We start from the raw sequence: 23,034 nt of genomic DNA, 5'->3' as shown, positions 1-23,034 counted from the left end.
CACCCGTCGGCCCCTGCCTGCGGCCACCGCACTCAGTCGGCTGGGACCCGTCGGCCCCTGCCTGCGGCCACCGCACTCAGTCGGCTGGGACCCGTCGGCCCCTGCCTGCGGCCACCCCACTCCGACGGCTGGGGCCCGTCGGCCCGCCGCGGCACAGCGAAGCGGCCCGACGCAATGCGCCGAGCCGCTTCGATTCACTGCCCCTGATGGGGAGCACGGATCACTTGTTCGGGAAGTGTTCCTTCTTGTTCACCGGAGCCTCCGGGTCGCGGGTGGCGTTGGGGTCCACGACCTTCTTCGGGTTCTCCACGTCGTTCACCTTCTTGGCGTCGGCGACGTGGGTCGGGGTGGAGGCATCGCGCTGGGCCGGGTTCGGCTTCACCGGGGTGTCGGTGACGCGCTTGACGTCGCCGCCCTTGGCCTCCGGGTCCGGGGTGCGCTTCACAGCGGTGTCCGCGCGCTTACCGGTCACGGGACGCTCAGAGCCCGGGTTCGTGTTCAGCGACTTCGGGTCGCGCTTGAGCGCACCCGGGAGATCGCCGGCCTCAGCGGAGGCGACGGAGTCGGACACGTCAGCGGAATCCGCATCGGTGGTGCCGGCAGCCGGGTAGTGCGCGCGAGCGAAGTCCGCCGGCGGAGCCCACGGATCCTCGATCGGACGGGTCTTCTGCCACACCACGTAGCCGACGGCCGCACCAGCAGCAGCCAGACCGGTCACCAGCAGCAGCTTGCCGCACACGCCCTTCTTCTTCTTCGGGGAGGTGGTGGCGGCCTTCTGGATGTCACCAGCGCTCTTGTCCCACTCCTTGCGGGCGGCAGCCAGAGCAGCGGTGAGCGCAGCGGCAGCGGTATCGGACGCGGCCGATGCGGTGTTGCGTGCGCGCGGCAGGTAGTCGTCCTCGAAGTCGCCGCGGAACTGCTTCGCCTTCTTCGCGTAGTCGCCGTTGAGGTTGGAGGCGAGATCACCGAAGCGCTCGCCGCCCTTCTTCAGGCCCTCACGCACGTTCTTCTGCACCACGGGAGCGTAGTCCTCGTAGTAGCCGGCAGCGCGCTCACGTGCCTGCTCAGCGGCAACAGCAGCCAGCGGGCCGATCGAAGCCATCGCCTTCTGGGCGCGGGTCTGCGCCTTCGATGCGTTCTTCTGCGCCTTCTTCGACAGATGCTTCTTCTTCACAGCGGCCTTCTTCTCAGCCGCGCGTTTGGTCCTAGGCAGGAGTGCCATGTGCGAACCCCTTTCGTTGGTTCCTCCGCGTCAGCGGAACAGACTGTGCACCCGGGCGCGCGCCGCGGCAGAACCGAAGGGTCAGCCGAGCAGAGCGCACCTGTGGGCTACGCCGCAACTCTACCGCTGAGGTCTCGGAAGGATCACAGAGACTCCCCAGACACCCGCGCGCATCGGCCCAGCACACCCGCGCGCATCGACAGCGGCCTCTGGGCCGGCCCGGTGCGGGTATGTGGGAGACTGGAGGCATGTTTGCAACGCTTCACACCAACCACGGTGACATCCGCATCGAGCTGTTCCCGAACCACGCCCCGAAGACCGTCGAGAACTTCGTGGGCCTCGCCAAGGGCGAGAAGGAGTTCACCAACCCCCTCAACGGTGAGAAGGAGCAGCGCCCCTTCTACGACGGCGTCATCTTCCACCGCATCATCGACGGGTTCATGATCCAGGGCGGCGACCCGACCGGCACCGGCACCGGCGGCCCCGGCTACAACTTCGATGACGAGATCTCCGAGAAGAACTTCGACAACAAGTACATGCTCGCCATGGCCAACGCCGGCAAGCGCATGAACGCCATCACCGGCCGCCCCTCCGGCACCAACGGCTCCCAGTTCTTCATCACAGTGGCCCCGACCCAGTACCTGTACGGCAAGCACACCGTGTTCGGTGAGGTCGCCGACGACGAGTCGAAGAAGGTCGTGGACGCCATCGCCACCGTGAAGACCGATATGCGCGACCGTCCGCTGGACGATGTCGTGATCGAGAAGGTCACCATCGAGGACTGAGCCCCTCGGCACCTGTCGTCGGGCCACGGCCAGCTTCCTGGCCGCCCGGCCACCTGACCACCGGTCGCGACGAAGGCCCCGGACCACCGCAGCAGCGGAGGCCGGGGCCTTCGTCTGTCTCCGCGCCGCCCCACGCCCGCGGGCCGGGGCGCCGCTGAACAAAAAACGACCGGAAACGCCCCGATACAGCACGAGGGATCCCTGCAGCCCGCTTTTTCTCCAACATGTGCACGCCGTGCGTCGGCTGCAGACGCGGGGCGGCTGCCGTGATCCCTTCGGCCCGAGCGTGCGCGCGCCGATCCTGGCACTTCTCCCCAAAAACGGAATCGCCGTGGAACGGAGGCTGTGTTCGGGTTGAGTGTTGAGAAATGGGACAGACGAGTGCGCCGCTCAACCTCGAGCGGGTCTTGACCGAGAGGCCTCCTCCGCCCGGCCGCCCGGCCACAACGATCCGGGATATCCACGACTCCTTCTTCAGCCACGGACAACTCAGAGCTCGGGGCATGACCCGCCGAAGAATCGAAGCTGCTGTTCGGCAGGGCAGGGCGGTCAAGGTGGGGTGGGGCTGGTACGCAGTCCCGGGATCAGACCCGACAGTCGCGGCGGCATTGGCTCGAGGCAGGCGGATCACCTGCTATTCCGCGCTTGCCCTGTACGGACTGTGGGTTCTCGACCGCAGCGGCACTCATGAATACGGCCGAAAAGGGATTGGTGGTCGTGCAACAACAGGCCACCGGGCGGCCTGCCGGTGGCCCAACGATTCGCCGGTAGCGCCACTGCACTATGCCCTCGACGATGCGCTGCGATGCGGCAGCGCATCGGAGTCAGCCGTCGTGCTGGAGTCCGCGATCAACAAGCGTCTGCTCTCCTTCGAGGAAGCCGAGTCGCTGCTTGCCGCGGTGCCGCGTGACCGCCGACGCCAGATCGGACGGATCTCGGGTCTCTCCGAATCGGGAACGGAAACCCTGATGCACCGCATCCTTGATGCGATGCGGGTTCCCTACCGCCAGCAGGTGCGGTTGGCGCACGGGCACAGGGTGGACTTCCGAGTCGGGAAACGGCTGATCATCGAATGCGACTCGCTGGCGTTCCACGGGAACACGATCGATGCCTACCGGATCGACCGAGCGCGCGACCTCGCCTCGATGGAGCTCGGTTTCCACACGCTGCGGTTCACCTGGCAGCAGATCGTCTATGAGCCCGACCGTGTCGAGGCGGCGATCCGGTCAGCACTCAGCCATGACCGCCGTTCACGCGTTCGCTGACCTCGGCGGTGATGCCTCGGGAGTGGGCATCGGCCCCAAACGCTTGTGCAAAAACAGGGGGAGCGGCCCCTTTTCGGTTGTGCACTGTGCAAGAGATGGAGTCCGATGCCCCCTCAAACGCGTGGAAAGCTGAAAACCGAGGATTCTGGTCGGAAAGTGCACGGTGACCCGTCGGCAGCCCGCGGCGAGGCGGGTGCGTAGGCGGGCAATGGCGCGGGGGCAGGGGCGGAGATCCGGGTGATGCTGCGCAGGGCCTGGCGCTGCGCGGCGTCTCATCACCGCGTTCCGCACCCGCCGGCGACGACCGAGTGGTAGATTCCTCACAGCTGAAACGCCGGGTACGGGGGATGAGCATGGGAGGTTCGCACAGCATCGAGGCGTGCGGACAGGCCCAGGGTTCCTCCATCGGCCCGCATCCCCCGACTCTCAAAGGACCACCGATGAGCCCCTCCCTCAGCTCCCCCCGCCGCTCGGTCGCGCTCCTGTCCTCGCTGGCATCCGTCGGCCTCGGACTGTCCCTGATCGCCGCGCCCGCATCCGCAGCACCCGTCGATCCCCTCGAGCGGGACACCACTCTGGCGGACACCGCGACACTGAAGACCCCCGCCGCCCCGGTGCCCGCCACGGATACCTCCGCGATGCAGATCCTCACCGGCTCCGGCACCGCCGACATCACCGGCGAGCCCGGCGAGAACGGCATGATGGGCTACGGCGACGGCAGCCAGAAGTCCAGCGGCATCCACATGCGGCAGTACGCGCGCGCGTTCGCGTTTCAGGACCCTGCCACGGGGGAGCGGACCCTCATCATCACCGCTGATGTCCTCTCCGGCACGAACCTGGTGCGGCAGCAGGTGCTGGCGCAGCTGAAGAAGGAGCTCGGGGACAAGTACACCGACGCGAACGTGATGATCGTGGGCACCCACACGCATGCCACGCCGGGGGGTGACACCGACTATTCGCTCTACAACGTGACCACGATGGGTGTGCACCAGAAGACCCTGGATGCGCGAGTGAACGGGATGGTGGATGCGGCGAAGCAGGCGGATGCGTCGCTCGCGCCGAGCACCCTGTCCCTCGGCACCGCGGAGCTGACCGATGCGGGCACGAACCGGTCGCTGAAGGCGTGGGAGCGGAACCCGTCGGAGCTGAAGGCGAAGACCCCGGGAGCCCGCGACCCGAAGTCGGTGACCCTCGGCATCGACCGGCAGGGCGATGAGCCGGACATGATCAACTTCTTCGGCACCCACCCCACGTCCCTGACCTCGAAGAACACGCTGATCTCCGGTGACAACAAGGGGTACGCGCAGTCGCTGTACGAAGCGGAGACCGGCGGGACGGGTGCGTTCCTGATGTCCGGCGGCGCCGATCAGACTCCCAACCTGAACCTGTCACCGGGCTCCGGCCCCACCGATGACGAGTTCGAGAACATGCGGATTATGGGCAGTCGCCAGCACGACGCCGCGGTGAAGGCGCGTCAGGCGGCGGAGCCGATGGGCTCCACCACCGTGAAGTCGCAGATCATGTGGCTGGACATGCAGAACCAGACGGTGAGTGCCGAGTACTCGACCACCGGGAAGACGGAGCGGACGTGCCGCGCGATCCTCGGTGCGCCGTTCGGCGCCGGCAGCCAGGAGGACGGTGGCGGCGGCGCCACGTTCCTGCACGAGGGTGACGCCAACAACCCGTTCTTCGAGGCGATCACGAAGGGCACGCAGAGCGGCGATGCGGCGCTGCGGCACTGCCAGGCGCCGAAGGCGACCCTGTTCGAGTCGGGGCTGATCAACGGCGTGCAGACCAGGCTGCCGCTGCAGCTGATCCAGGTGGGTGACCTGTGGATCGTCGGCGCGCCCGGTGAGGTGACGGCCGCGTCCAGCGTGATGCTGCGCGAAGCGGTCGCGCAGAAGGCGGGGATCGACCCGGATCAGGTGGTGGTGGCGCAGGCCGCGAACGCGTACGGCCACTACTTCGCGACCCCGTGGGAGTTCGAGCAGCAGGACTATGAGGGCGGCGCGACCCTGTTCGGCCGGTTCACGGTGCCGGCGCTGCAGCAGGGGTATGCGCAGCTCGCGGACCACCTCGCGAACGGCGCCGAGATCGATCCGGGGTCGGCGCCGAAGATCCGCCCGTACGTGAAGAGCGCAGTCGGCGTGGTCCTGTACGACCTGCCCGGCACCCGCAGGTACGGCGATGTCCTCACCCAGCCGACGGGTGCGGTGCAGCGGGGGCAGCGCGCCAGCGCCGTCTTCCAGGGCGCGCACCCGAACAACGATCTGCGCCACAACGACACGTATCTTGCGGTGGAGCGCCGGGTGGTGAGGGCCGACGGGTCCGCGTCGTGGGAGCGGGTCGCTGACGACAACGACTTCTCCACGCGGTTCGAGTGGAAGCGGCACCTGGCGGCGCAGTCCCATGTGACCGTGTCGTGGGATGTGCCGGAGGATGCGGCGGCGGGCGAGTACCGCCTGCGCTACTTCGGCACCGCGAAGAACGGGGCGGGGAAGCTGACGGAGATCTCCGGCACATCGCACTCGTTCCGCGTCGGGTGAAGCCGCTGGTCCTGCGGGGGAGTGTGGGGGTGAGGGCCGACGGGTGAGTCCGTCGGCCCGGATCAGGCAATCCTGCCCTGTTCGGTGATGGCGGGTCGGTGAGGCGCACTGTTCTCGAGGCGGCGGCGCGTCGCCGGCTCGGCATCGTCACCCCGATCATCGCGACGGTGGCGCTGCTGAGCGTGCCGCTGGCGACGTCCCCTGGTGAGTCGCTGGAGAGGCGGACCACGCCGACGGCGCAGCTCGAATTCCACACGCGGGTGGCGGGGACGGCGCTGCCGATCCTGTAGGTGCTAGGCGCGGTCGGCGCCCTCCGTCGGCGTCTCACCACGAGCCTGCATCCGCAGCTGCTCGAACAGCTCGAACAACGACTGGATCGGCGGATCCGTGGCGAACTGCGTATAGATCAAGTGGTTTCGCGGGAGCAACCCGCCCAGGCCGAACGGATACCCCGAGTCCCACCTGTTCCCCCGCCGCAGTTCGTCTGTCCAAGCATGATCCTCGACCATGAAACCGACCTGCGTCTTCTTGTCCGGGGCCTGACCGTGCGTCGGGTTCAGCCACAGGGACTCCACGTCCTCCCAACGCACCCGCCACGAGTGCGTGCACACCCCCTGCTCATCCACCGTCAGATGCCGCGGCCGCCGCCACGCCATCCACGCGTAGACCACATACAACGTCAACGGCAGAAACCCGATCCCCATCAACACCCGCAACAGCAACAGCATCGCGGACTCATCATCGAACAACGACGACGGCACCCCCGCCATGATCAGCACGGACAACACCCACAACACCACCGCCAACACGAACGCCGGCGCCCACACCTTCGTCCGCACACGCACCCGCAACGGGAAACGCACATCCTCCAGCGACACCGACTGCACTCCCTGCTCAGACATTGATCGTCCTTCCATCGCCACGTTCGGGGCCACCGCCCGACGCCCAACCGGCATCAACAGCCATCCCGAGTCGCATCTGTTGTCCTACCGCAGACCGTCCTGCCACAGACGCTTGAAGCGCCCGGGGTTTCGTTCCGAGGTCAGGACGCAACGGGCGGGACTGATGCGTGATCAGGTGTCAGTTGGGGTTAGGCCGCCAGGCTGACGGTCGGGTTCATGATGGTCTCGTTTTCGATGGGGGTCAATCGGCCCAGGCGGGCCTGTCGGTGGCGTCGATGGTAGGTTCGCTCGATCCAGGTGATGATTGCGATCCGGAGATCTTCTCGAGTCCGCCATTGCTTGCGGTCCAGGACGTTCTTCTGGAGCAGGGCGAAGAAGGACTCCATCGCGGCGTTGTCCCCGGCAGCACCGGCTTTGCCCATCGATCCGATGAGGTGATGGCGGTTCAGGGCGTTCACCGCGAGGCGGGCCTTCATCCGGTCGCTGATGGAGCAGCCGACGATCCGGCCGGAGAACACGTCCTTGATCGCGCAGAGGTAGAGCTTCCCCTCGTCGGTCCAGTGTTCGGTGATGTCAGTCAGCCATATCTCGTTGACGTTATCGGCGGTGAAGTCGCGCTTGATCAGGTCGTCGTGCACGGGTGGTCCGGGGCGCTTGCCGTTCTTGCCGCGCTTCTTCCCGAACACCGACCACCACTGATTGTCCCGTCAGATCCGCCACGCGGTCCGCTCACACATCGGCTCACCAGCGGCTTCCGCTTCCCTGGCGAGGAACCGGTTGCCGAACTCGGGATCGTCACGGTGGGCGTCGAACAGCGGTTAGCTCGATAGGCCTCGACCAGCTCGGACTCGGTGACCTGCTGTTTCCGCCAGCGGTAGTAGGGCTGGCGGGAGAGCTTCAGCACCCGCAAGGACACCGCGACAGGGACCCCATCGGCGGCGAGCTCACTCACGAGCGGGTAGAGCCTGTTCCCGGCAGGTTCGCCTGCGAGAGGTAGGCGGCAGCGCGGCGCAGGACCTCGTTCTCGTGCTCCAGCAGCCGGTTGCGCCGGCGGAGGTCGCGCAGCTCGACCAAGTGCGCAGCGTCGGGCTCAGCGCCGAGCTCAGCGCAGCGGTGGAACAAGGGGTCCTCTCCGCTTGGCGGGCGGACCGAGACGGTGTGGACCGGATTCAGCGAGCTTGAGCCCTCACCAGGGAGTCTGTCCGTGAATGTCAGACCTTGGCTGAGACCGCGAGCCGTGCGCCGAAGAAGATCAGGACACCCCGGTGACTCGGTCGATCCAGCGGAGGAAACGAGCGGACCGGAGCTGTCGTCCGATCGTGGCGGTGCCCAGGATGATCAGGGTCAGCCAGATCATTCCGATCACGCAGGCGGGTCGAAGTGCGGTGCTGTGTCCGCTGCCGCCACGGGGTGAGCCCGAGACCCGCGCAGTCTGCTCGTGATGGCCGTCGTCTCGCGTCCGGTCCGGTGGTGCCGGCTCGCCGGTGACGCCGCGCACGCGATGACTCCAAACCTCGGCCAGGGCGGCGGGCAGGCTATGGCGGACGCGGCCACTCTCGCGACTCTGCTCGCCCCGCTGGCTCCCCATGACTCTCCGGACCCCGAGGCACTGGCGCGGGCACTGGAGGCATACGACTCGCTGCGCAGGCCTCGCAGTCAGCGGATCGCGCAGCGGTCCCGGCTGGTGGGCCGGCTCGCCCACGCCGGTGGTCCGGTTGCGGCGCGAATGCGGGACGCGGTGCTCGCCGCCACGCCTCAGTCGGCGCTCAGGCGGCAGTCGGACTGGTTGCAGTCGTGGACTCCACCGGCGAAGTGAGTGCCCAGAGTCCGCGGCCAGATGCGACCGCTCCTCCTCCTGTCGGTCGATCCGGTTTGAGCTCGCGCCGGAGCGTACCGCCGACCGTGCGTCCTGGACGGTTAAGGGGTAGAGCCCGGCTGTACCGCCGCCGTCGGCCACCACACCCTGTCGCCGATGAGGGTGAACACGGCGGGCACGAGGACGGTGCGCACGAGCACCGTGTCGATGAGGACGCCGAGGCCCACGATCAGACCCAGCTGCCCCAGCACCACCAACGGCAGAACACCCAGAGCGGCGAACACGGCGGCGAGGACCACGCCAGCGCTGGTGATGACCACGCCCGTGTGGGACACGGCCCGCACCAGGGCACTGCGCATCGGGTGCGTCCGGTTCTCCTGGCGGATGCGGTGGGCGAGGAAGATCGAGTAGTCCACACCGAGCGCCACCAGGAACAGGAACGCGATCAGGGGGACGGTGATGTCCAGGCCCGGCCAGTCGAACAGGGCCTCGCCGAGGAGCGTGCCCATGCCGATCGCACCCACGGTGGAGACGCCGGTCAGGGCCATCAGCACGATCGGGGCGACGACCGAGCGCAGCAGCACGCCGAGCAGGATGAGGACCACCAGAACGATCAGCGGCGCGATCAGGGTCAGGTCCCGCACGGACGCGTTGTGCACATCCGCCGCGGCCGCGCTGGTGCCGCCCACGAGGATCTGCGGATCGGTGTCCACGGCAGCGGAGCGCAGGGCGTCCACCTCAGCGGTCGCAGCAGCGGTCTCCGGCTCCGCCGTGCCGGTGACGCTGATCGGAACCCAGGTGCCGCCGTCGGCAGTGAACGGCTTGCCGGTCACGTGGGCGCGCTGCACACCGTCCACGTCCTTCGCCTTCGCGAGGAACCCGTCGGCCGCGGCCTCGGGCGCGACCACCGTGTGCGGGCCGGCCTCACCGGCCGGGTAGTGCGCAGCCATTGTCTCCAGTCCGGAACGGGACTCGGACGCGGTCGCGAACTGCTCCGACTGCGACAGCCCGATCTGCGTGCCCACCAGGCCCAGGCCACCGGCCACGAGGATCGCGAGGGCGGCCAGGCCCGAGATGACCGGATGTGCCGTGACGGCGCGGGCCACGGCAGCGAACAGGCCGCGCGGCTCCTCCTCGGCACCGCCCTGTGCCTCATGGTGATGCGCGGGCCGCGGGATGAACGGCCAGAAGATGCTGCGGCCCAACAGGGCCAGCAGAGCGGTCAGCGGGAACACGACCGCCAGCAGTGCCAGCAGCAGACCAGCGGCGGCAGCGATGCCGAGGCCGCGCGTGGCAGGCATCAGCGCCACCATGAGGGTCAGCAGGGACAGCACCACGGTCACGTTCGAGGTGACGATCGCGGGGATGATCCGCGACCACGCGGTGGCGAGCGCTGAGCGCTGATCCTGCTGGACGTGCAGCTCCTCGCGGTAGCGGGAGATCAGCAGCAGGGCGTAGTTCGCGCCCGCGCCGAACACCAGCACGGAGATCACGCCGGCGTCGAAGGCGAGGCTGAGCTTCTCGCCGAGGAAGCTGGTCAGAGAACTGGAGGCCCCGTCGGCCAGGGCGATCACCACCAGCGGCACGATCCACAGGATGGGGGAGCGGTAGGTGAGCAGCAGCAGGACCGCGACCACCGCGATCGTCACCGCCAGCAGGGTGAAGTCGGCGCCGACGAAGGCGCCGCGGATGTCGGAGCCGATGGCGGGACCGCCGGTCACCTGCACGGTGAGGTCGTCGCCGCCGGTGCGGTGCGCGGTCTCCCGCAGGGCGTTCACTTCGGCGTCCACAGCCGTGTTGTTCTCACTGGTCGCGGTGGCCTCATCGGCGGAGGTGGACGGCTCCGTGTTGATCTGGGTGCCCACGATCACCGCCTTGCCGTCCTCCGACGGGATCGGCCCGAACGCCTCCGTGCCGCTCTCGGCGGCGAGCGCGGACTTCACCTTCTCGGCGCGCTTCATGTCCTCCGGGGTGAGGGCGGCGCCGTCCGGGCGGGAGACCACGGCCATGACCTGCTGGTTCTCACTGCCGGGCGCCTTGGCGAGCAGCTCCTTCGCCTGCGTGGACTCAGCGGTCGCGGGCGCGGCGTCCATTCCGCCGACGGGCCCCGTGCCGCGCAGACCGCCGAAGATCGCGAGCGCGGCGACCACGGCGACGGCGAGGGTGATCCACGCGCCCTTCGTGGACGTGAGGAATAGGCCCATGCGCTCCAGGCGGGTCGGCTCACCGGCGGGGCCGGGCCCGCCCGGGTGGGCGCTGTGCCCGTTGCCGGTGTGGGCGGAGCGGGCTGCGGGGTCAGATGCGGAGGGGGAGGCCGACGGGTGCCGGCGGGCCTCAGTGCGGGGCAGTGCGGTGCTCATGCCTCCACGCTAGAAATCGGGCAGACGGGGGTGATCAACCGAAGGGTTGATCGTGCCCGCGCTCTGACCGGGCCCGCTCCCCGCGCCCTGACCGGGCCTGGGCGGGCCGGGTCGGGTAGAAATGGGGTATGAGTCAGAACCCACCGAGCTTCGGCCAGTCAGGATCCTCGGGCGCCGCCCACAGCGCGCCCGTCTGTCCGCGCCACCCGCAGGTCGCCAGCTATGTGCGATGCCGGCGCTGCGACCGGCCCATGTGCGGCGCCTGCCAAGTGCACACCGAGGTCGGCGCCATCTGCACCGACTGCGCCGGCGGCCTGCAGCGCGACCGCGCCGCCGCCCAGCCCCGCAACGCCATCGGCGGCCGCGGCTCCGACACCCCGATCATCACCTGGACACTGATCGGCATCTGCGTGGTCATGTTCGGCCTGCAGAACCTCCCCGGGGTCTCCGGCGTGATCCGGCAGTGGACCACCTTCGCGCCGTTCCGCACCGAGGCGATGCCGTGGACACTCATCACCTCCGGATTCCTCCACGGCGGCATCATGCACCTGCTGCTGAACATGTACGCCCTGTGGGCGATCGGCCAGTTCCTCGAACGGTCCTTGGGCCGCTGGCGCTACCTCGGCCTGTTCCTGCTGTCCGTGATCGGCGGCCACGCCGCCGTGATGTGGCTGGCGAGCGCGGGCCTGGACGACTGGTACACCGGCACCGTCGGCGCCTCCGGCGGAGTGTTCGGCCTGTTCGGCGCACTCTTCGTGGTGCAGCGACGCATGGGCGAGCAGGCCACCCAGGTGCTGGTGCTGATCGGACTGAACTTCGCGTTCTCCTTCATGTACCCCGACATCTCCTGGCAGGGACACCTCGGCGGCATGATCACCGGCACCCTCATCGCCCTCGTCCTGTTCGCCACCCGGGTGAAGGCGACCCCCGGCGCGGACCGTGCCGCCCTCGCCCGCCGGGCGGACCTCACCCATGCCGCGGTGCTCGCGGCCGCGCTCGCGGTGCTCGGCGCAGTGGTCCTGGCCCGCGTGCTGACAGTGCCGGACTGGGCGATGCCGCCGCTGTTCTGACGGCACCGCGGGCGGCGTGCACCGCCGCCTCACTTCTGCACACCGGCTGCGTGCTCTGCTCTGAGCGCGCAGCCGGTCTGTTCACGCCGACATCAGGGGCCCGTCACCAGGGGTTTTCTCGGTGACCGGGCGGTTGCGGTTCCACAGTCTGTCCACCCGTTGTGGACAAGATGGGGCTTGTGCACATGCGCCATCCACATCGCTGTCCACATGTGTGGAGTAATCGCATTATTGTGATTTCCCAGGTCAGTGGGTGTTCCGACGGGTTATCCACAGTGAGTGTGGTGGGTGGCCGGCAACTGTGCACACGATTCACACCCGTAGTTGTCCCCACTTGGGCGCGGTGTGTGCACAACGCAGGCCGCATATGTGCACAATCGAGGCCGGGGAATCCACGAAGACCCCAAAAGTTATCCACAAAGTTGTCCACGGCTGGGGATAATCACAGGCGTGTAGTTCCCGTCGGCCCTGATTCGGCCACCCGGCCCCGCGCGGTTGTCCACACTTCCGGTTCTTCAGGGGCCGCAGCCCCACTCCGACATCGCGGCCGTCGGTCCCCGTATGCTCGTCCAATGAGCACGCCCGCCAGCCTCGAGGACCTGTTCCCGCCGTTCGCCCTGCGCATCACCGCCGACGACCTCACCATGCGCCTGATGCGCGACAGCGACCTTCCCGAGTACGCCGCACTGCTCCATGAACCGGTCTTCGACCCCGCCTTCGAACACGCCTGCTTCGCCTGGCTGGGCGAAGACCTCGCCGCGACCGCGAAAAGTGCGGTCCAGTTCCAGTGGGCCCAGCGCGCCGCCATCGGTGGAGACGACTACGAGATCCCCTTCGGCGTCTGGTGGAAGGGCCGCCTCGTCGGCAGTCAGGGCCTGCGCCTCAAGGAGTTCGCGAGCCTCCGCACAGTCGACTCCGGGTCCTGGCTCACCCGCTCAGCCCACGGCCAGGGCATCGGCACCCTCATGCGCCAAGCGATCCTCGTGTTCGCGTTCGACCACCTCGGCGCCGAACGCGCCGAATCCGGTGCGGAGGACGGCAACCTGCCGTCCCTCGCCGTGTCGAAGCGGCTCGGCTACCGGCCGAACGGCACAGCCGTCGTGATGGAGGGCGGCCGACGGAGGCTGCACCACCGCATGGTCCTCACCCCGGACGACTTCGTGCGCCCCGAGGTGGAGGTGCAGGTGGAGGGCTTCACCCCCGAGCTGCGGCGGATGCTGACGGGGGAGTAGCCGCCCGGGTCGGCACCCGTCGGCCCGGGTCTGATCCCGTCGGCCAGCGCCACCCGGGCATGAGCCCGTCGGCCGGCGCCCACCCGCGCACCTCCGCCGCCACGGGAGGGGGCGGGCTCGTCAGTGCCGCACCACCGAGCTCAGCAGCAGTGAGGAATGCGAGTTCTCCACCCCGCTGGTGTTGCGGATTTCGCGGAGCACCTGATCGAAGTGGGTGAGGTCGCGGCAGGAGATCTCCGCGACCAGGTCCCAGTTGCCGTTCGTGGTGTGCAGCGCCGAGATCTCCGGCATGCCGCGCAGACGCTCGATCACGGTCGTGGTGGTCACGCCGCCCACCGCGATGTGGGTGATGCTGCGGATCTGATCCAGTTCGCCTTCGTCGCGCACCCGCACCGTGTAGCCGACGATCACGCCGCGCGACTCCAGGCGCTCCAGGCGCTTCGTCACCGTGGTCCGGGAGACACCGAGCTGCGCGGCGAGCGTCGCGATCGGCATGCGGCCGTCCTTGCGGAGAAGGGAGATGAGGGAGCGGTCGAACTCAGACAGAGCGGGCATGGCCACAATGCTAACCAAGGATGCGCACAATGATGTATCTCTGCGCACACTGTGCCCACTACGTCGGTGGTGTGTTCACATTGATCCCTTTAGGCTTGACATTGTTCTGAGTCGCAACGAACGGCCCCGCGCCGGCCACCAGCTGGAACGGGACCCGCACGCGACTCAGCGAAGACCGAGCCGCAGCAGCGGCATCCCCATGTGGAAGGAGCACACAGTGGTAGCTTTCGTCGGCGTCGATTCCATGGCGCGCTGGATCCAGCGCGACGGCGTGGAGAACATCATCGCCCGGATGATCGACCAGCTCGAGGCGGACTTCAAGCGCTGGGAGATGTTCTACAAGATCCCCCGCGTCGCCTCCCACACCCCGATCGGCGTCATCGAACTGATGCCGACCTCGGACTCGGAGACCTACTCCTTCAAGTACGTCAACGGCCACCCCTCCAACCCGGCGCGCGGCTACCAGACCGTCACCGCGTTCGGTGTCCTCGCCGATGTCGACAACGGCTACCCGACCTTCCTCGCCGAGATGACCCTGCTGACCGCCGTGCGCACCGCGGCCGTGTCCGGCATGTTCGCCAAGCACCTCGCCCGCAAGGACTCGAAGGTCATGGGCATGATCGGCTCCGGCTCGCAGTCCGAGTTCCAGGCCCTCGCCATGCGCCACGTGTTCGGCATCGAAGACCTCAAGATCTACGACGTCGACCCGGCCGCGCAGGAGAAGGTCCGCCGCAATCTCGAGCCGCTCGGCTTCCGCGTCCAGATCTGCGACACCTCTGATGAGGCCGTCACCGGCGCGGACATCATCACCGTCTGCACCGCCGACAAGGCGCAGAACAAGGTCCTCTCCGACCGCCAGATCGACCTCGCGAACCCGGGCGTCCACATCAACGCCATCGGCGGCGACGCCCCCGGCAAGACCGAGCTCGAAGCCGCCATCCTCGAGCGCGGCCCCGTGTTCGTCGAGTTCCCGGAGCAGACCCGCATCGAGGGCGAGATCCAGCAGATGCCGGAGGACTTCCCGGTGGTCGAGTTCTGGAAGGTCCTCACCGGCAAGGCCGACGGGCGCACCTCCGATGACCAGATCACGATCTTCGACTCCGTCGGCTTCGCGATCTCCGACGGCTCCGCGCTCAAGGTGTGCCGCGACATGACCGCCGGCACTGAGCTGCAGGACCAGGTCGACCTGGTCGCCGACCCGGACGACCCGAAGGACCTGTTCTCCATGGTCAACTCCCTCAAGCCCGTCGGCTGAGGGCGCTGCCATGGGATACACCTCCATGGCGCAGATCGGAACCGACGGGGGCGCGGCAGCGCGCCTCCGTCGGCCCTCCCCGGAGCAGGGGTCTCCTTCGCGTACCCGAACCCAGGCTCCCAGCGCCGTCATGATGGTGCGACCGCACCGTTTCCGCCCCAACCAGCAGACCGCGGCGGACAACCACTTCCAGACTGAGCCGGACGCATCCCGCAGCGTCATCGCCCAGCGCGCCTACGATGAAGTGACGCGCATGGTCGAGCAGCTGCGCGGCCGTGGGGTCGATGTCCTCCTGCTCGAGGACGAGGGCACCACCACCCCCGACTCCGTGTTCCCCAACAATTGGATCACCACGCACCCCACGGGGCTGCTCGCCACGTTCCCGATGTATGCGGAGAACCGCCGGCGGGAACGCCGGGCCGACGCGCTCGAGCTGCTGCAGGAACGGTTCCACGTGTACGACACGGTTGATCTCTCGGCGGCGGAGCTGGAGGGCGAAGCGCTCGAAGGCACCGGCGTGATGATCTTCGACCACCTGGAGATGCTGGCGTACGCGTGCCGCTCGAAGCGGCTCTCCAGCCGCCTGTTCGACGAGTTCTGCGAGCTCGCCGGCTACACCCCGATCCTGTTCGACGCCACTGACTCCGACGGTGTCCCCGTGTACCACACGAACGTCATGATGGCGCTCGGCACGGACCTCGCCGTGATCGGTGCGTCGATGATCCGCGACGAGTCCGAGCGCCGCGCCGTGCTCGGGCAGCTGCGCGACACCGGCCGCGAGGTCGTGGAGCTGACGGAGGAGCAGATCGGGTCGTTCGCCGGGAACTGCCTCGAGGTGCAGGGGGCCGACGGGCGCCTGCTCGTCATGAGCCGCACCGGTGTGGATTCGCTCAGCCGCGCCCAGCGTGATCGGATCGAGTCGCGCGTGGAGCTGCTGCCGGTGGATGTGCACACGCTCGAACTGGCCGGTGGGTCCGCTCGCTGCATGCTCGCCGGGATCCACCTCGAGCCCCGCCAGGTGCACACCCCGCGCGCCTGACGCGGCGGGGCGGCCGGGCAGGGCGCCTCGCCGTGGTGGGGCTGACGCGGCGGGGCGGCCGGGAACGCTGCTCGAACCCGGCCGTGCCTCACCGAGTCAGCCGCCCCGCGTCAGCGGCTCACTCGTTGAAGTCGGCGGGGTCGCGGGACACGCGGCCCTCGGGCCCGCGGTCCAGTGCGGTGATGCGCTCGACCTCGTCATCGGTCAGCGTCAGCTGCAGCGACTTGAAGTTCTCCCGGATGCGCTCCGGCGTCACCGACTTCGGAATCACCACGAGGCCGAGCTGGCGGTGCCAGGCGAGGATCGTCTGCGCCGGCGTTGCGCCGTGCGCCTTCGCGATCTCGGTGATGACCGGGTCGGTGAGGGCATCGCCGCCCTGCGACAGCGGCCCCCACGACTCCGTCAGCACACCCATCTCCGCATTCACGCGGCGCAGCTCCGGCTGGTTGAAGTGCGGGTGCAGCTCGATCTGGTTGAGCACCGGAGCCACGCCGGAGCCGTCCACCAGATCCTCCAGCTGCTCCACCGGGAAGTTCGCGACGCCCACCGACGAGATGCGGCCCTGCTCCTTCAGCTCCAGGAACGCCCGCCACGTCTCCGGGTACAGCCGACGCTTCGGCATCGACCAGTGGATCAGGTACAGGTCGATGCTCTCGCGCCCGAGGCGCTGCATCGACTCCTCGAACGCGCGCAGCGTGGAATCGTACCCCTGGTCGGTGTTCCACAGCTTCGTCACCAGGAAGATCTCCGACGGGTCCACCCCCGACGCTTCGATGCCGCGGCGCACACCCTCCTCATTGCCGTACACAGCGGCGGTGTCGATGTGGCGGTAGCCGACGGTGAGGGCCTCCTTCACCGACGCCTCCGCCTCCTCGTTCGACATCGTGAACACGCCGAACCCGAGCTGCGGGATCTCGCGGCCGTCGTTCATCGTCAGGGTGGGGGAGGCGAGAGCAGTCACGGGGTGTCCTTTCCTCAGGCGGGGGGTCAGGGGCGGGGCCGACGGGTGCCGGCTATTCCCCGATGCGGCGCATGGTGGCGGGGTCCATGCCGGTGCGGCCCGCGATGCCGCGGTCCAGTTCGTTGATGAGGTCGATCTGCGCATCGGTCAGTTCGATCCGCAGCGACTCGAAGTTCTCCCGCAGACGCTCCGGAGACACCGACTTCGGGATCGCGATCGTGCCGATCTGCCGGTGCCAGGCCAGCACCACCTGCGCGGGCGTGGCGTCATGCATCGCGGCGATCTGGTGCAGATCCGCCTGCGTGAACAGTTCACCGCCGCGCGCGAGCGGCGCCCACGCCTCGGTGGGGATGATCAGCTCGCGGTTCACCTCGCGCATGCGGGCCTGGTTGAAGAACGGGTGCAGTTCGATCTGGTGGACCGACGGGGTCACGCCCGTGGCGTCGATGATCTCCCGCAGCTCCGGCTCGGCGAAGTTGGAGACCCCGATGGAGCGGACCCGGCCCTCCTCCTGCAGGTCGATGAGGGCGCGCCAGGTGTCCACGTACAGTCCCTGCTCGGGTACGGCCCAGTGGATGAGGCAGAGGTCGAGGACGTCGAGGCCGAGGCGGTCCATGGAGGCGTCGAAGGCGCGGCGGGCGGCGTCGTAGCCGTGGTCGTCGTTCCAGATCTTCGTGGTGACCACGATGTCCTCGCGCGGCACGTCGCTCTCGCGCAGGGCCTGCCCCACGCTCTCTTCGTTCCCGTAGAGCGCGGCGGTGTCGATGAGGCGGTACCCGATGTCCAATGCGGCAGAGATCACGCCGGGAATGTCAGCGTTGTCGACCTTGTACACGCCGAGCCCGAGTTGCGGGAGCTCGAGGCCGTCGCGCAGGGTGACGACGGGGCTGACCAGGGGTTCTGTCATTCGGGGGCCTCCTTGGGGCACGGACCGGCACCAGGCTATCCTTCCCGTCCGGCGCGCTCGGACCCCCGGCTGCACGAAGACCCGGACATTACCTTTTCTTTACCCGACGATGGTCGAATGCGGAATCACTGTTGCGTCCCCATACTGGTTCCCATGACTCGCAGCACCAGCTTCCCTCTCGTCCGCCGCCCCCGCCTGCGCACCGCCGCAGCCCTCCTCGCCGGCGGCGTCCTCCTCGCCTCCTGCACCAGCGGCCCCGACTCCGCACCCGCGGGCGGAACGGGTGACAAGGGAGCGAACCAGGGCGCTGGCCAGCCTCCGTCGGCCGCCGACGACGCGAAGAAGCTCCCCAAGGGCGCCCTCGACGCCTCCGTTGCGACCGACCTCGCGCCCACCGACGCCGTCGACTCCGCCCTCGCCTCCGACTCCGACCTCAAGCCCTCCGGCAAGGTCATCACCGGTGACATCAACGGCGACGGCGAAGAGGACGCCCTCCGCCTCGCCACTCGCACGAGCCAGAACGGCAGCGTGGTCGTCGTCGGCGCGCTCGGGAAGTCCGAATCCGTCGGCCAGCAGACCGTCCTGCTGCCCGCCCAGCAGCTCGGCGTCCACCTCACCGTCACCGACACCGGCGCCTCGGCCGACGGAGTCCGCATCACCGTCGACGCCCACACCTCCGCCGGCATCGTCGACCACAGGCAGCGACGCCTCGTCATCACCCCCGCCGCGAAAGGCGCCGGCACCGCCGCAGCCTGGGACATCGGCGTGACCCCCGCCTCGGCCGGCTCCGACGGCGAAGTGTCCAGCGCGAAGGAGGACCACGCCGACGAACTCAAGGTCAACAACGGCGCCCCCATCGCCTCGATCACCGAGGGCTTCGAGTACTCCGACCCGATCCTGTTGGGCCGCCCCGTCGAATTCGCGTTCGACGTCCCCGACGGCCAGGACCTTGTGCTGTCCGGTTCGTTCACCGACACGCAGCTCGACGCCGTCGACGCCGACGGCCACCAGCTCTCCATCGGCACCGACGGCCTGATCCACACCGACCACCCGGGTGTGGTGCGCGTGCGCAGCGCCAGCCTCGCCGCCCCCACCACGACTCCGCAGATCCGCGGGCACCTCGTGCCCACCGGCCGCCACATGGGGGCGGAGCAGAACTCCGACAAGCGCCCCGAAACCGCTGAGCAGGCCGAAGCGAACAGCGGCGAGCCCGGCGGCCAGCCCGACGAGTTCGTCCCGTGGAACCAGGGCATCACCGGCACCTCGGCCTTCCCCACCCACACCGCTGACGGCAAGCCCATCGCCTACCTCACCTTCGACGACGGCCCCGGGCCCGACACCCCGAAGGTGCTCGCCACCCTTGAGAAGTACGACATCCCCGCCACCTTCTTCCTCCTCGGACAGTCCGCCGCCGCTGATCCCGACATGGTGCAGACCATCCGCGACAAGGGCATGAAGGTGGGCGGCCACTCCCAGACCCACCCGGACCTCACTAAGCTCGGGCCCGACGGGGTCCGCCGCGAGTTGCGCGATTCCCGCAAGGCGATCGGCGGCGACCTCACCTGCATGCGCCCGCCCTACGGCGCGTCCAACTCGCGCGTCCGCAGCATCATTGCGGAGGAGAAGGAGAACATCGTCGGCTGGACCGTGGACCCGCAGGACTGGGCGAAGCCCGGCGCGGACACCATCGCGAAGCGGGTTGTCGAGCAGACCCACCCGGGCGCGGTGATCCTCGAGCACGACGGCGGCGGCGACCGCAGTCAGACCATCGCGGCGATGAACCAGTACATCCCGCAGCTGCAGGCGAAGGGCTACGTGTTCCGCACCATCCCGTCCTGCTGAGCGCTCACCGGCGCTTCCGGTTCCGACGTGTTCAGCCCTGTCGGCCGGTGTCGTCGCTGAACACGTCGGGGATGCCGTCCTGGTTCGCATCCACCGACTCCTCCTCCGCGATCTTCGCGTAGTGGCGGCTGCGGGGCAGGAGGATCGCCGACCCGACGATCGCCGCCAGCACCGAGGCGGTCAGAACACCCACCTTCGCCGCATCCTGCATGGACGGATCCGACGGGAAGCTGAGCTCCGCGATCAGCAGCGACACGGTGAAGCCGATGCCGGCGAGCGCCGCCATGCCGATCAGGTCGATCCATGCGATCGCCGGATCCAGATTCGCCCGCTTCAGACGGGTGATGAGGAACGTTGTGCCGACGATCCCGATGATCTTGCCGGCCACCAGACCCGCCATCACACCGAGGGCGATGGTGCCGGTCCAGGCGTCGAGGAGGCCGCTGAGACCGCCGACTGCCACACCGGCGCTGAAGAACGCGAACACCGGCACCGCGAACCCGGAGGACAGCGGTGCGAAGCGGTGCTCGAAGGTCTTCGCCAGCGAGTACTCCCTGCCGAGGTGGGAGCGCACCGTCACCGGCACCATGAACGCGAGGACCACACCCGCGATCGTGGCGTGGATGCCGGAGTTGTAGAACAGCGCCCACACAACGGCGCCGAGCGGCAGCAGCACGAACCACGCCGCACCGTACGACTTCTTGAACAGCGTCTCCGCCTTCTGCGCGATCAGGCGGTACAGCGCCAGCGGGATCAGCGCGATCGCCAGGTACCCGAGCTGCAGATCATCGGAGTAGAACACGGCGATGATCACGATCGCGAGCAGGTCGTCCATGATCGCGAGGGTCAGCAGGAACGTCCTGAGGGCCGACGGAAGCTTCGAGCCCACGATCGCCAGTACCGCAACAGCGAACGCGATATCAGTGGCCGCCGGGATCGCCCAGCCGTTCGTTGCGCCACTGGGGCCGGCGAGGTTGATCGTGAAGAAGATCAGCGCCGGAACCGCGACACCACCGACTGCGGCGGCGACGGGCACAAGCGCCTTCCCGGGGTCCCGCAGGTCGCCCTGGATGAACTCCATCTTCAGCTCGAGGCCCACCATGAAGAAGAAGATCGCGAGGAGGCCGTCGGCCGCCCAGTGGCCGATGGAGAGGTTGAGGTCGAGCCCGAACAGTTCGAAGCCGAGGTGAGTGTCGCGCAGACCGAAGTAGGCGTCCGCCGCGGCGGAGTTGGCGAGGATCAGCGCGATGATCGTGGCGAGCACGAGGATGCCGCCGCCGGTCGCCTCACGCGTGAGGACCTTTTCGATGCGGGAGTATTCGCGGTAGGTGCCGCGCTCCAGGATCGCCCGACGCCGCGGGGTCGAGGCAACCGGCTCCGTGCCGTCGGCGCTGGGGCTGCTCAGCTCAGGGCTGCTGGGCGCGGCGCTGCTCTGCTGGGTGCTGCTGGGCGCGGGGCGGCTGGGCTCAGGGCTGCTGGGCTCGGAGCCGTTCGGGGCTGCGGGTGAGGGGGCCATAGGAGTCCTTTCGGGGTCAGCGAACATCGTCATTCGCCGACCAGACTTCCCGGCACACCGCAGTCCACCTTGTCACGCCGGCCGCGCTTCGACCTAGGCGCCGCGCGCCCCCATGTGACGGGCGCCACTGCAGCGAGGGGGCCTGAACGGCGCCCGACCCGCCCGCCGTCGCCCCGGCCCGCCGCACTTCCCCCACAGAATTCGATATATGGGCAGAATTCGGGCCGAATAGCGAACATCCAACAACTTCTGTGGGCTGGGCTGAGCTCGCGGCGGGGCCTCGGTTGGCGACTGTGGACCGACGGTTACCCCCAGCGCACCCTGGGCGGTCGCGGAATCCGTCGGCCGGTACGAAGGTCGAAACATGGCCCGCCACTCAGCCCCGCTGCCCCCACTGCTTCATCGGACCGTGTTCCTTGCGGCCGATGCAGCAGCGTGCGGCGTGTCGAGGGCGCGTCTCAGGGCGAGGGACATACTCCGATTCGGGCAGGGCCTCTACGCACACCGTGACCTCGAGGTGACGGAAGCGATGATGGCAGCTGCGCTGGTGAGGAAGTTCCCGGGCAGCACGGTGTCGGGGTTGAGTGCTGCGCGCCTCCACGGCATCCCGCTGCCGACCTGGCTGAACACCTGGGAGCCCGGGCAGCCAGTGCACCTCAGCGACGCCCCGGGTAATCGTCGCCGGAGCACCCCTCTGGTGACCTGGGATCATTCGCTCGTCCACGGGGCTGATCGAAAGGCGTGGCGGATACCGCGCGTGCCGGCGCTGGGTGACCTGTCGGGGCTCAGTTCGTCCTCAGTCCAACGATCGGGAACAGCCGGCACCGGATCGGGGCCAACCGGTTTTCAAGCGCGCACTGCCAGAACCGATGGGCCTGGGGTGCGCGGATATTCGTTTGTTCCGATGCTCACGCCGGCGCGTCTGTGGATCCAGATCTGCCCGGATCTGCCGTGGGATTGGCGGGTCGCCGTCGGCGATCACCTGGTGCGCATCCCCTTCCACCGGGCTGATGAGCGCTACGGTCGCGGACCCATTGAGTCGCCGTTGACGCTCGCCGAGACCGTCTCCCAGTGCGCCGCGCTTCGCGGTGTCGCACTGGCGAGAGACGCTCTGCCGTTGATCAGGGTCGGTGTCGACTCCGTCCAAGAGACCAGGACACGGCTCGCGTTCGCATGCGGGAGGATCCCTGCCCCGGAGGTCGGCGAGCCGATGCATGATGCCAACGGCCGGATCTGGGCACGCCCCGATTTCCTCTGGCGGGAGTTCAAACTGGTCGGGGAGTACGACGGCATCAAGCACTTCGCGAGTGGTGCCGCTTCTCGGGACCAGGCACGGTCAGCGAGGCTGCGACGCGCGGGCTTCACCGATGTGCACATCTTCTACGACGATCTTCCGCTCAGCGTGCCCGGTCAGACAGACGCAGAGGTCCGGGCTGCGCTCGCGGACTGCGGGGCCGTTCGCTTGGTGGGAGAAGAGCTGCGCCGATTGGGGTGGAAGTCGGGTCAGCGCAGGTGACCGGACTGGCTGGAGAGTCCCGAGTCGTCAGGGGAGCTTCGGGCTAGCTGGGGTGCCTCGGGCCGACCGGGAACGGGGCCGGCTGAAGCTGGTTGGCCGACGGATTCCGCGTTGGCTGGGGCGAACTGTTCACTGAGCACCAACAGAATTCGACGGATGTTCCTTATTCGGGCTGAATAGCGAACATCCGTCGAATTCTGTGGCGGCGGCGGCGCGGCGGCGCGGCGGCGGGGGCCGACGGGGGC

At 68.5% G+C, this 23,034-nt stretch carries 18 protein-coding genes and 1 pseudogene; 11 read left to right on the top strand and 8 right to left on the bottom strand.

Features of this window, described 5'->3' with window-relative positions:
- Positions 1-220: 220 nt before the first annotated feature.
- Entirely contained in the window at positions 221-1,222 is a 1,002-nt protein-coding gene (locus MHY20_RS06230) for a hypothetical protein (RefSeq protein ID WP_239375661.1), read from the bottom strand.
- Between the two features lie 248 nt (positions 1,223-1,470).
- Between MHY20_RS06230 and MHY20_RS06225 the strand changes: the two genes are divergently transcribed.
- From MHY20_RS06225 to MHY20_RS06210, 4 genes are all read left to right on the top strand, one after another.
- A complete protein-coding gene (locus MHY20_RS06225; RefSeq protein ID WP_183377315.1) occupies positions 1,471-2,007 on the top strand; it encodes a peptidylprolyl isomerase in 537 nt (178 codons plus the stop codon).
- A 503-nt stretch (positions 2,008-2,510) separates the two neighbouring features.
- Complete coding sequence (locus tag MHY20_RS06220; RefSeq protein ID WP_183377316.1) at positions 2,511-3,272, top strand: DUF559 domain-containing protein; 762 nt, start codon at positions 2,511-2,513, stop codon at positions 3,270-3,272.
- Positions 3,273-3,712: 440 nt separating this feature from the next.
- Positions 3,713-5,818 (top strand): neutral/alkaline non-lysosomal ceramidase N-terminal domain-containing protein, encoded by a 2,106-nt coding sequence (locus tag MHY20_RS06215; protein WP_239375660.1) that lies wholly within the window; start codon positions 3,713-3,715, stop codon positions 5,816-5,818.
- Positions 5,819-5,916: 98 nt separating this feature from the next.
- Positions 5,917-6,108 carry a hypothetical protein gene (locus MHY20_RS06210; protein ID WP_239375659.1) on the top strand — a complete coding sequence of 64 codons (192 nt, stop codon included), beginning with the start codon at positions 5,917-5,919 and terminating at the stop codon, positions 6,106-6,108.
- Positions 6,109-6,111: 3 nt separating this feature from the next.
- Here the strand turns inward: MHY20_RS06210 and MHY20_RS06205 are convergent, their stop codons facing one another.
- The gene (locus MHY20_RS06205) at positions 6,112-6,720 is read right to left on the bottom strand and encodes a hypothetical protein (RefSeq protein ID WP_239375658.1); all 609 of its coding nucleotides are present in this window, start codon (positions 6,718-6,720) and stop codon (positions 6,112-6,114) included.
- A 188-nt stretch (positions 6,721-6,908) separates the two neighbouring features.
- A pseudogene (locus MHY20_RS06200) lies at positions 6,909-7,788 on the bottom strand (DDE-type integrase/transposase/recombinase); the annotation flags it as partial.
- A 373-nt stretch (positions 7,789-8,161) separates the two neighbouring features.
- Here MHY20_RS06200 and MHY20_RS06195 point away from each other — a divergent pair.
- Positions 8,162-8,536, top strand: a complete 375-nt coding sequence (locus tag MHY20_RS06195) for an FAD-dependent monooxygenase (RefSeq protein WP_239375657.1) — start codon at positions 8,162-8,164, stop codon at positions 8,534-8,536.
- A gap of 101 nt (positions 8,537-8,637) precedes the next feature.
- Here the strand turns inward: MHY20_RS06195 and MHY20_RS06190 are convergent, their stop codons facing one another.
- The gene (locus tag MHY20_RS06190; RefSeq protein ID WP_239375655.1) at positions 8,638-10,896 is read right to left on the bottom strand and encodes an MMPL family transporter; all 2,259 of its coding nucleotides are present in this window, start codon (positions 10,894-10,896) and stop codon (positions 8,638-8,640) included.
- Between the two features lie 128 nt (positions 10,897-11,024).
- On the opposite strand from MHY20_RS06190, the gene MHY20_RS06185 reads away from it, so the two are divergent.
- Both MHY20_RS06185 and MHY20_RS06180 read left to right on the top strand, forming a co-directional pair.
- Entirely contained in the window at positions 11,025-11,966 is a 942-nt protein-coding gene (locus tag MHY20_RS06185; protein WP_239375653.1) for a rhomboid family intramembrane serine protease, read from the top strand.
- Between the two features lie 572 nt (positions 11,967-12,538).
- Positions 12,539-13,198 carry a GNAT family protein gene (locus MHY20_RS06180; RefSeq protein WP_239375651.1) on the top strand — a complete coding sequence of 220 codons (660 nt, stop codon included), beginning with the start codon at positions 12,539-12,541 and terminating at the stop codon, positions 13,196-13,198.
- A 120-nt stretch (positions 13,199-13,318) separates the two neighbouring features.
- Here MHY20_RS06180 and MHY20_RS06175 read toward each other — a convergent pair whose 3' ends face one another.
- Positions 13,319-13,753 carry an Lrp/AsnC family transcriptional regulator gene (locus MHY20_RS06175; RefSeq protein WP_239375649.1) on the bottom strand — a complete coding sequence of 145 codons (435 nt, stop codon included), beginning with the start codon at positions 13,751-13,753 and terminating at the stop codon, positions 13,319-13,321.
- Between the two features lie 199 nt (positions 13,754-13,952).
- Here MHY20_RS06175 and MHY20_RS06170 point away from each other — a divergent pair, with 199 nt between their 5' ends.
- Both MHY20_RS06170 and MHY20_RS06165 read left to right on the top strand, forming a co-directional pair.
- Complete coding sequence (locus tag MHY20_RS06170; protein ID WP_275436655.1) at positions 13,953-15,008, top strand: ornithine cyclodeaminase; 1,056 nt, start codon at positions 13,953-13,955, stop codon at positions 15,006-15,008.
- 130 nt (positions 15,009-15,138) lie between these two features.
- Complete coding sequence (locus MHY20_RS06165; RefSeq protein ID WP_221187372.1) at positions 15,139-16,047, top strand: arginine deiminase-related protein; 909 nt, start codon at positions 15,139-15,141, stop codon at positions 16,045-16,047.
- A 118-nt stretch (positions 16,048-16,165) separates the two neighbouring features.
- On the opposite strand, the gene MHY20_RS06160 is transcribed toward MHY20_RS06165, so the two are convergent.
- Positions 16,166-16,978 carry an aldo/keto reductase gene (locus MHY20_RS06160; protein WP_239375698.1) on the bottom strand — a complete coding sequence of 271 codons (813 nt, stop codon included), beginning with the start codon at positions 16,976-16,978 and terminating at the stop codon, positions 16,166-16,168.
- Positions 16,979-17,060: 82 nt separating this feature from the next.
- Entirely contained in the window at positions 17,061-17,915 is an 855-nt protein-coding gene (locus MHY20_RS06155) for an aldo/keto reductase (protein WP_239375647.1), read from the bottom strand.
- Between the two features lie 153 nt (positions 17,916-18,068).
- On the opposite strand from MHY20_RS06155, the gene MHY20_RS06150 reads away from it, so the two are divergent.
- Positions 18,069-19,757 carry a polysaccharide deacetylase family protein gene (locus MHY20_RS06150; protein ID WP_239375645.1) on the top strand — a complete coding sequence of 563 codons (1,689 nt, stop codon included), beginning with the start codon at positions 18,069-18,071 and terminating at the stop codon, positions 19,755-19,757.
- 31 nt (positions 19,758-19,788) lie between these two features.
- Here the strand turns inward: MHY20_RS06150 and nhaA are convergent, their stop codons facing one another.
- Positions 19,789-21,273 carry a Na+/H+ antiporter NhaA gene (nhaA, locus tag MHY20_RS06145; RefSeq protein WP_239375643.1) on the bottom strand — a complete coding sequence of 495 codons (1,485 nt, stop codon included), beginning with the start codon at positions 21,271-21,273 and terminating at the stop codon, positions 19,789-19,791.
- A gap of 532 nt (positions 21,274-21,805) precedes the next feature.
- Between nhaA and MHY20_RS06140 the strand changes: the two genes are divergently transcribed.
- Positions 21,806-22,789 carry an endonuclease domain-containing protein gene (locus tag MHY20_RS06140; protein ID WP_239375642.1) on the top strand — a complete coding sequence of 328 codons (984 nt, stop codon included), beginning with the start codon at positions 21,806-21,808 and terminating at the stop codon, positions 22,787-22,789.
- Positions 22,790-23,034: the final 245 nt, after the last annotated feature.

The sequence above is a fragment of the Helcobacillus sp. ACRRO genome, from assembly GCF_022347125.1.
GTDB classification, from domain to species: Bacteria; Actinomycetota; Actinomycetes; order Actinomycetales; family Dermabacteraceae; genus Helcobacillus; species Helcobacillus massiliensis.
The sequence above is the reverse complement of the archived record's forward strand: the minus strand, read 5'-3'. Positions and strand labels throughout refer to the sequence as shown.

Bases quoted from the DNA above. Each gene is read 5' to 3' on its own strand.
- MHY20_RS06230 (WP_239375661.1), bottom strand. From the start codon at position 1,222: ATGGCACTCCTGCCTAGGACCAAACGCGCGGCTGAGAAGAAGGCCGCT.
- MHY20_RS06225 (WP_183377315.1), top strand. From the start codon at position 1,471: ATGTTTGCAACGCTTCACACCAACCACGGTGACATCCGCATCGAGCTG.
- MHY20_RS06220 (WP_183377316.1), top strand. From the start codon at position 2,511: ATGACCCGCCGAAGAATCGAAGCTGCTGTTCGGCAGGGCAGGGCGGTC.
- MHY20_RS06215 (WP_239375660.1), top strand. From the start codon at position 3,713: ATGAGCCCCTCCCTCAGCTCCCCCCGCCGCTCGGTCGCGCTCCTGTCC.
- MHY20_RS06205 (WP_239375658.1), bottom strand. From the start codon at position 6,720: ATGTCTGAGCAGGGAGTGCAGTCGGTGTCGCTGGAGGATGTGCGTTTC.
- MHY20_RS06195 (WP_239375657.1), top strand. From the start codon at position 8,162: ATGGCCGTCGTCTCGCGTCCGGTCCGGTGGTGCCGGCTCGCCGGTGAC.
- MHY20_RS06190 (WP_239375655.1), bottom strand. From the start codon at position 10,896: ATGAGCACCGCACTGCCCCGCACTGAGGCCCGCCGGCACCCGTCGGCC.
- MHY20_RS06185 (WP_239375653.1), top strand. From the start codon at position 11,025: ATGAGTCAGAACCCACCGAGCTTCGGCCAGTCAGGATCCTCGGGCGCC.
- MHY20_RS06180 (WP_239375651.1), top strand. From the start codon at position 12,539: ATGAGCACGCCCGCCAGCCTCGAGGACCTGTTCCCGCCGTTCGCCCTG.
- MHY20_RS06175 (WP_239375649.1), bottom strand. From the start codon at position 13,753: ATGCCCGCTCTGTCTGAGTTCGACCGCTCCCTCATCTCCCTTCTCCGC.
- MHY20_RS06170 (WP_275436655.1), top strand. From the start codon at position 13,953: ATGTGGAAGGAGCACACAGTGGTAGCTTTCGTCGGCGTCGATTCCATG.
- MHY20_RS06165 (WP_221187372.1), top strand. From the start codon at position 15,139: ATGATGGTGCGACCGCACCGTTTCCGCCCCAACCAGCAGACCGCGGCG.
- MHY20_RS06160 (WP_239375698.1), bottom strand. From the start codon at position 16,978: ATGAACGACGGCCGCGAGATCCCGCAGCTCGGGTTCGGCGTGTTCACG.
- MHY20_RS06155 (WP_239375647.1), bottom strand. From the start codon at position 17,915: ATGACAGAACCCCTGGTCAGCCCCGTCGTCACCCTGCGCGACGGCCTC.
- MHY20_RS06150 (WP_239375645.1), top strand. From the start codon at position 18,069: ATGACTCGCAGCACCAGCTTCCCTCTCGTCCGCCGCCCCCGCCTGCGC.
- nhaA (WP_239375643.1), bottom strand. From the start codon at position 21,273: ATGGCCCCCTCACCCGCAGCCCCGAACGGCTCCGAGCCCAGCAGCCCT.
- MHY20_RS06140 (WP_239375642.1), top strand. From the start codon at position 21,806: ATGGCAGCTGCGCTGGTGAGGAAGTTCCCGGGCAGCACGGTGTCGGGG.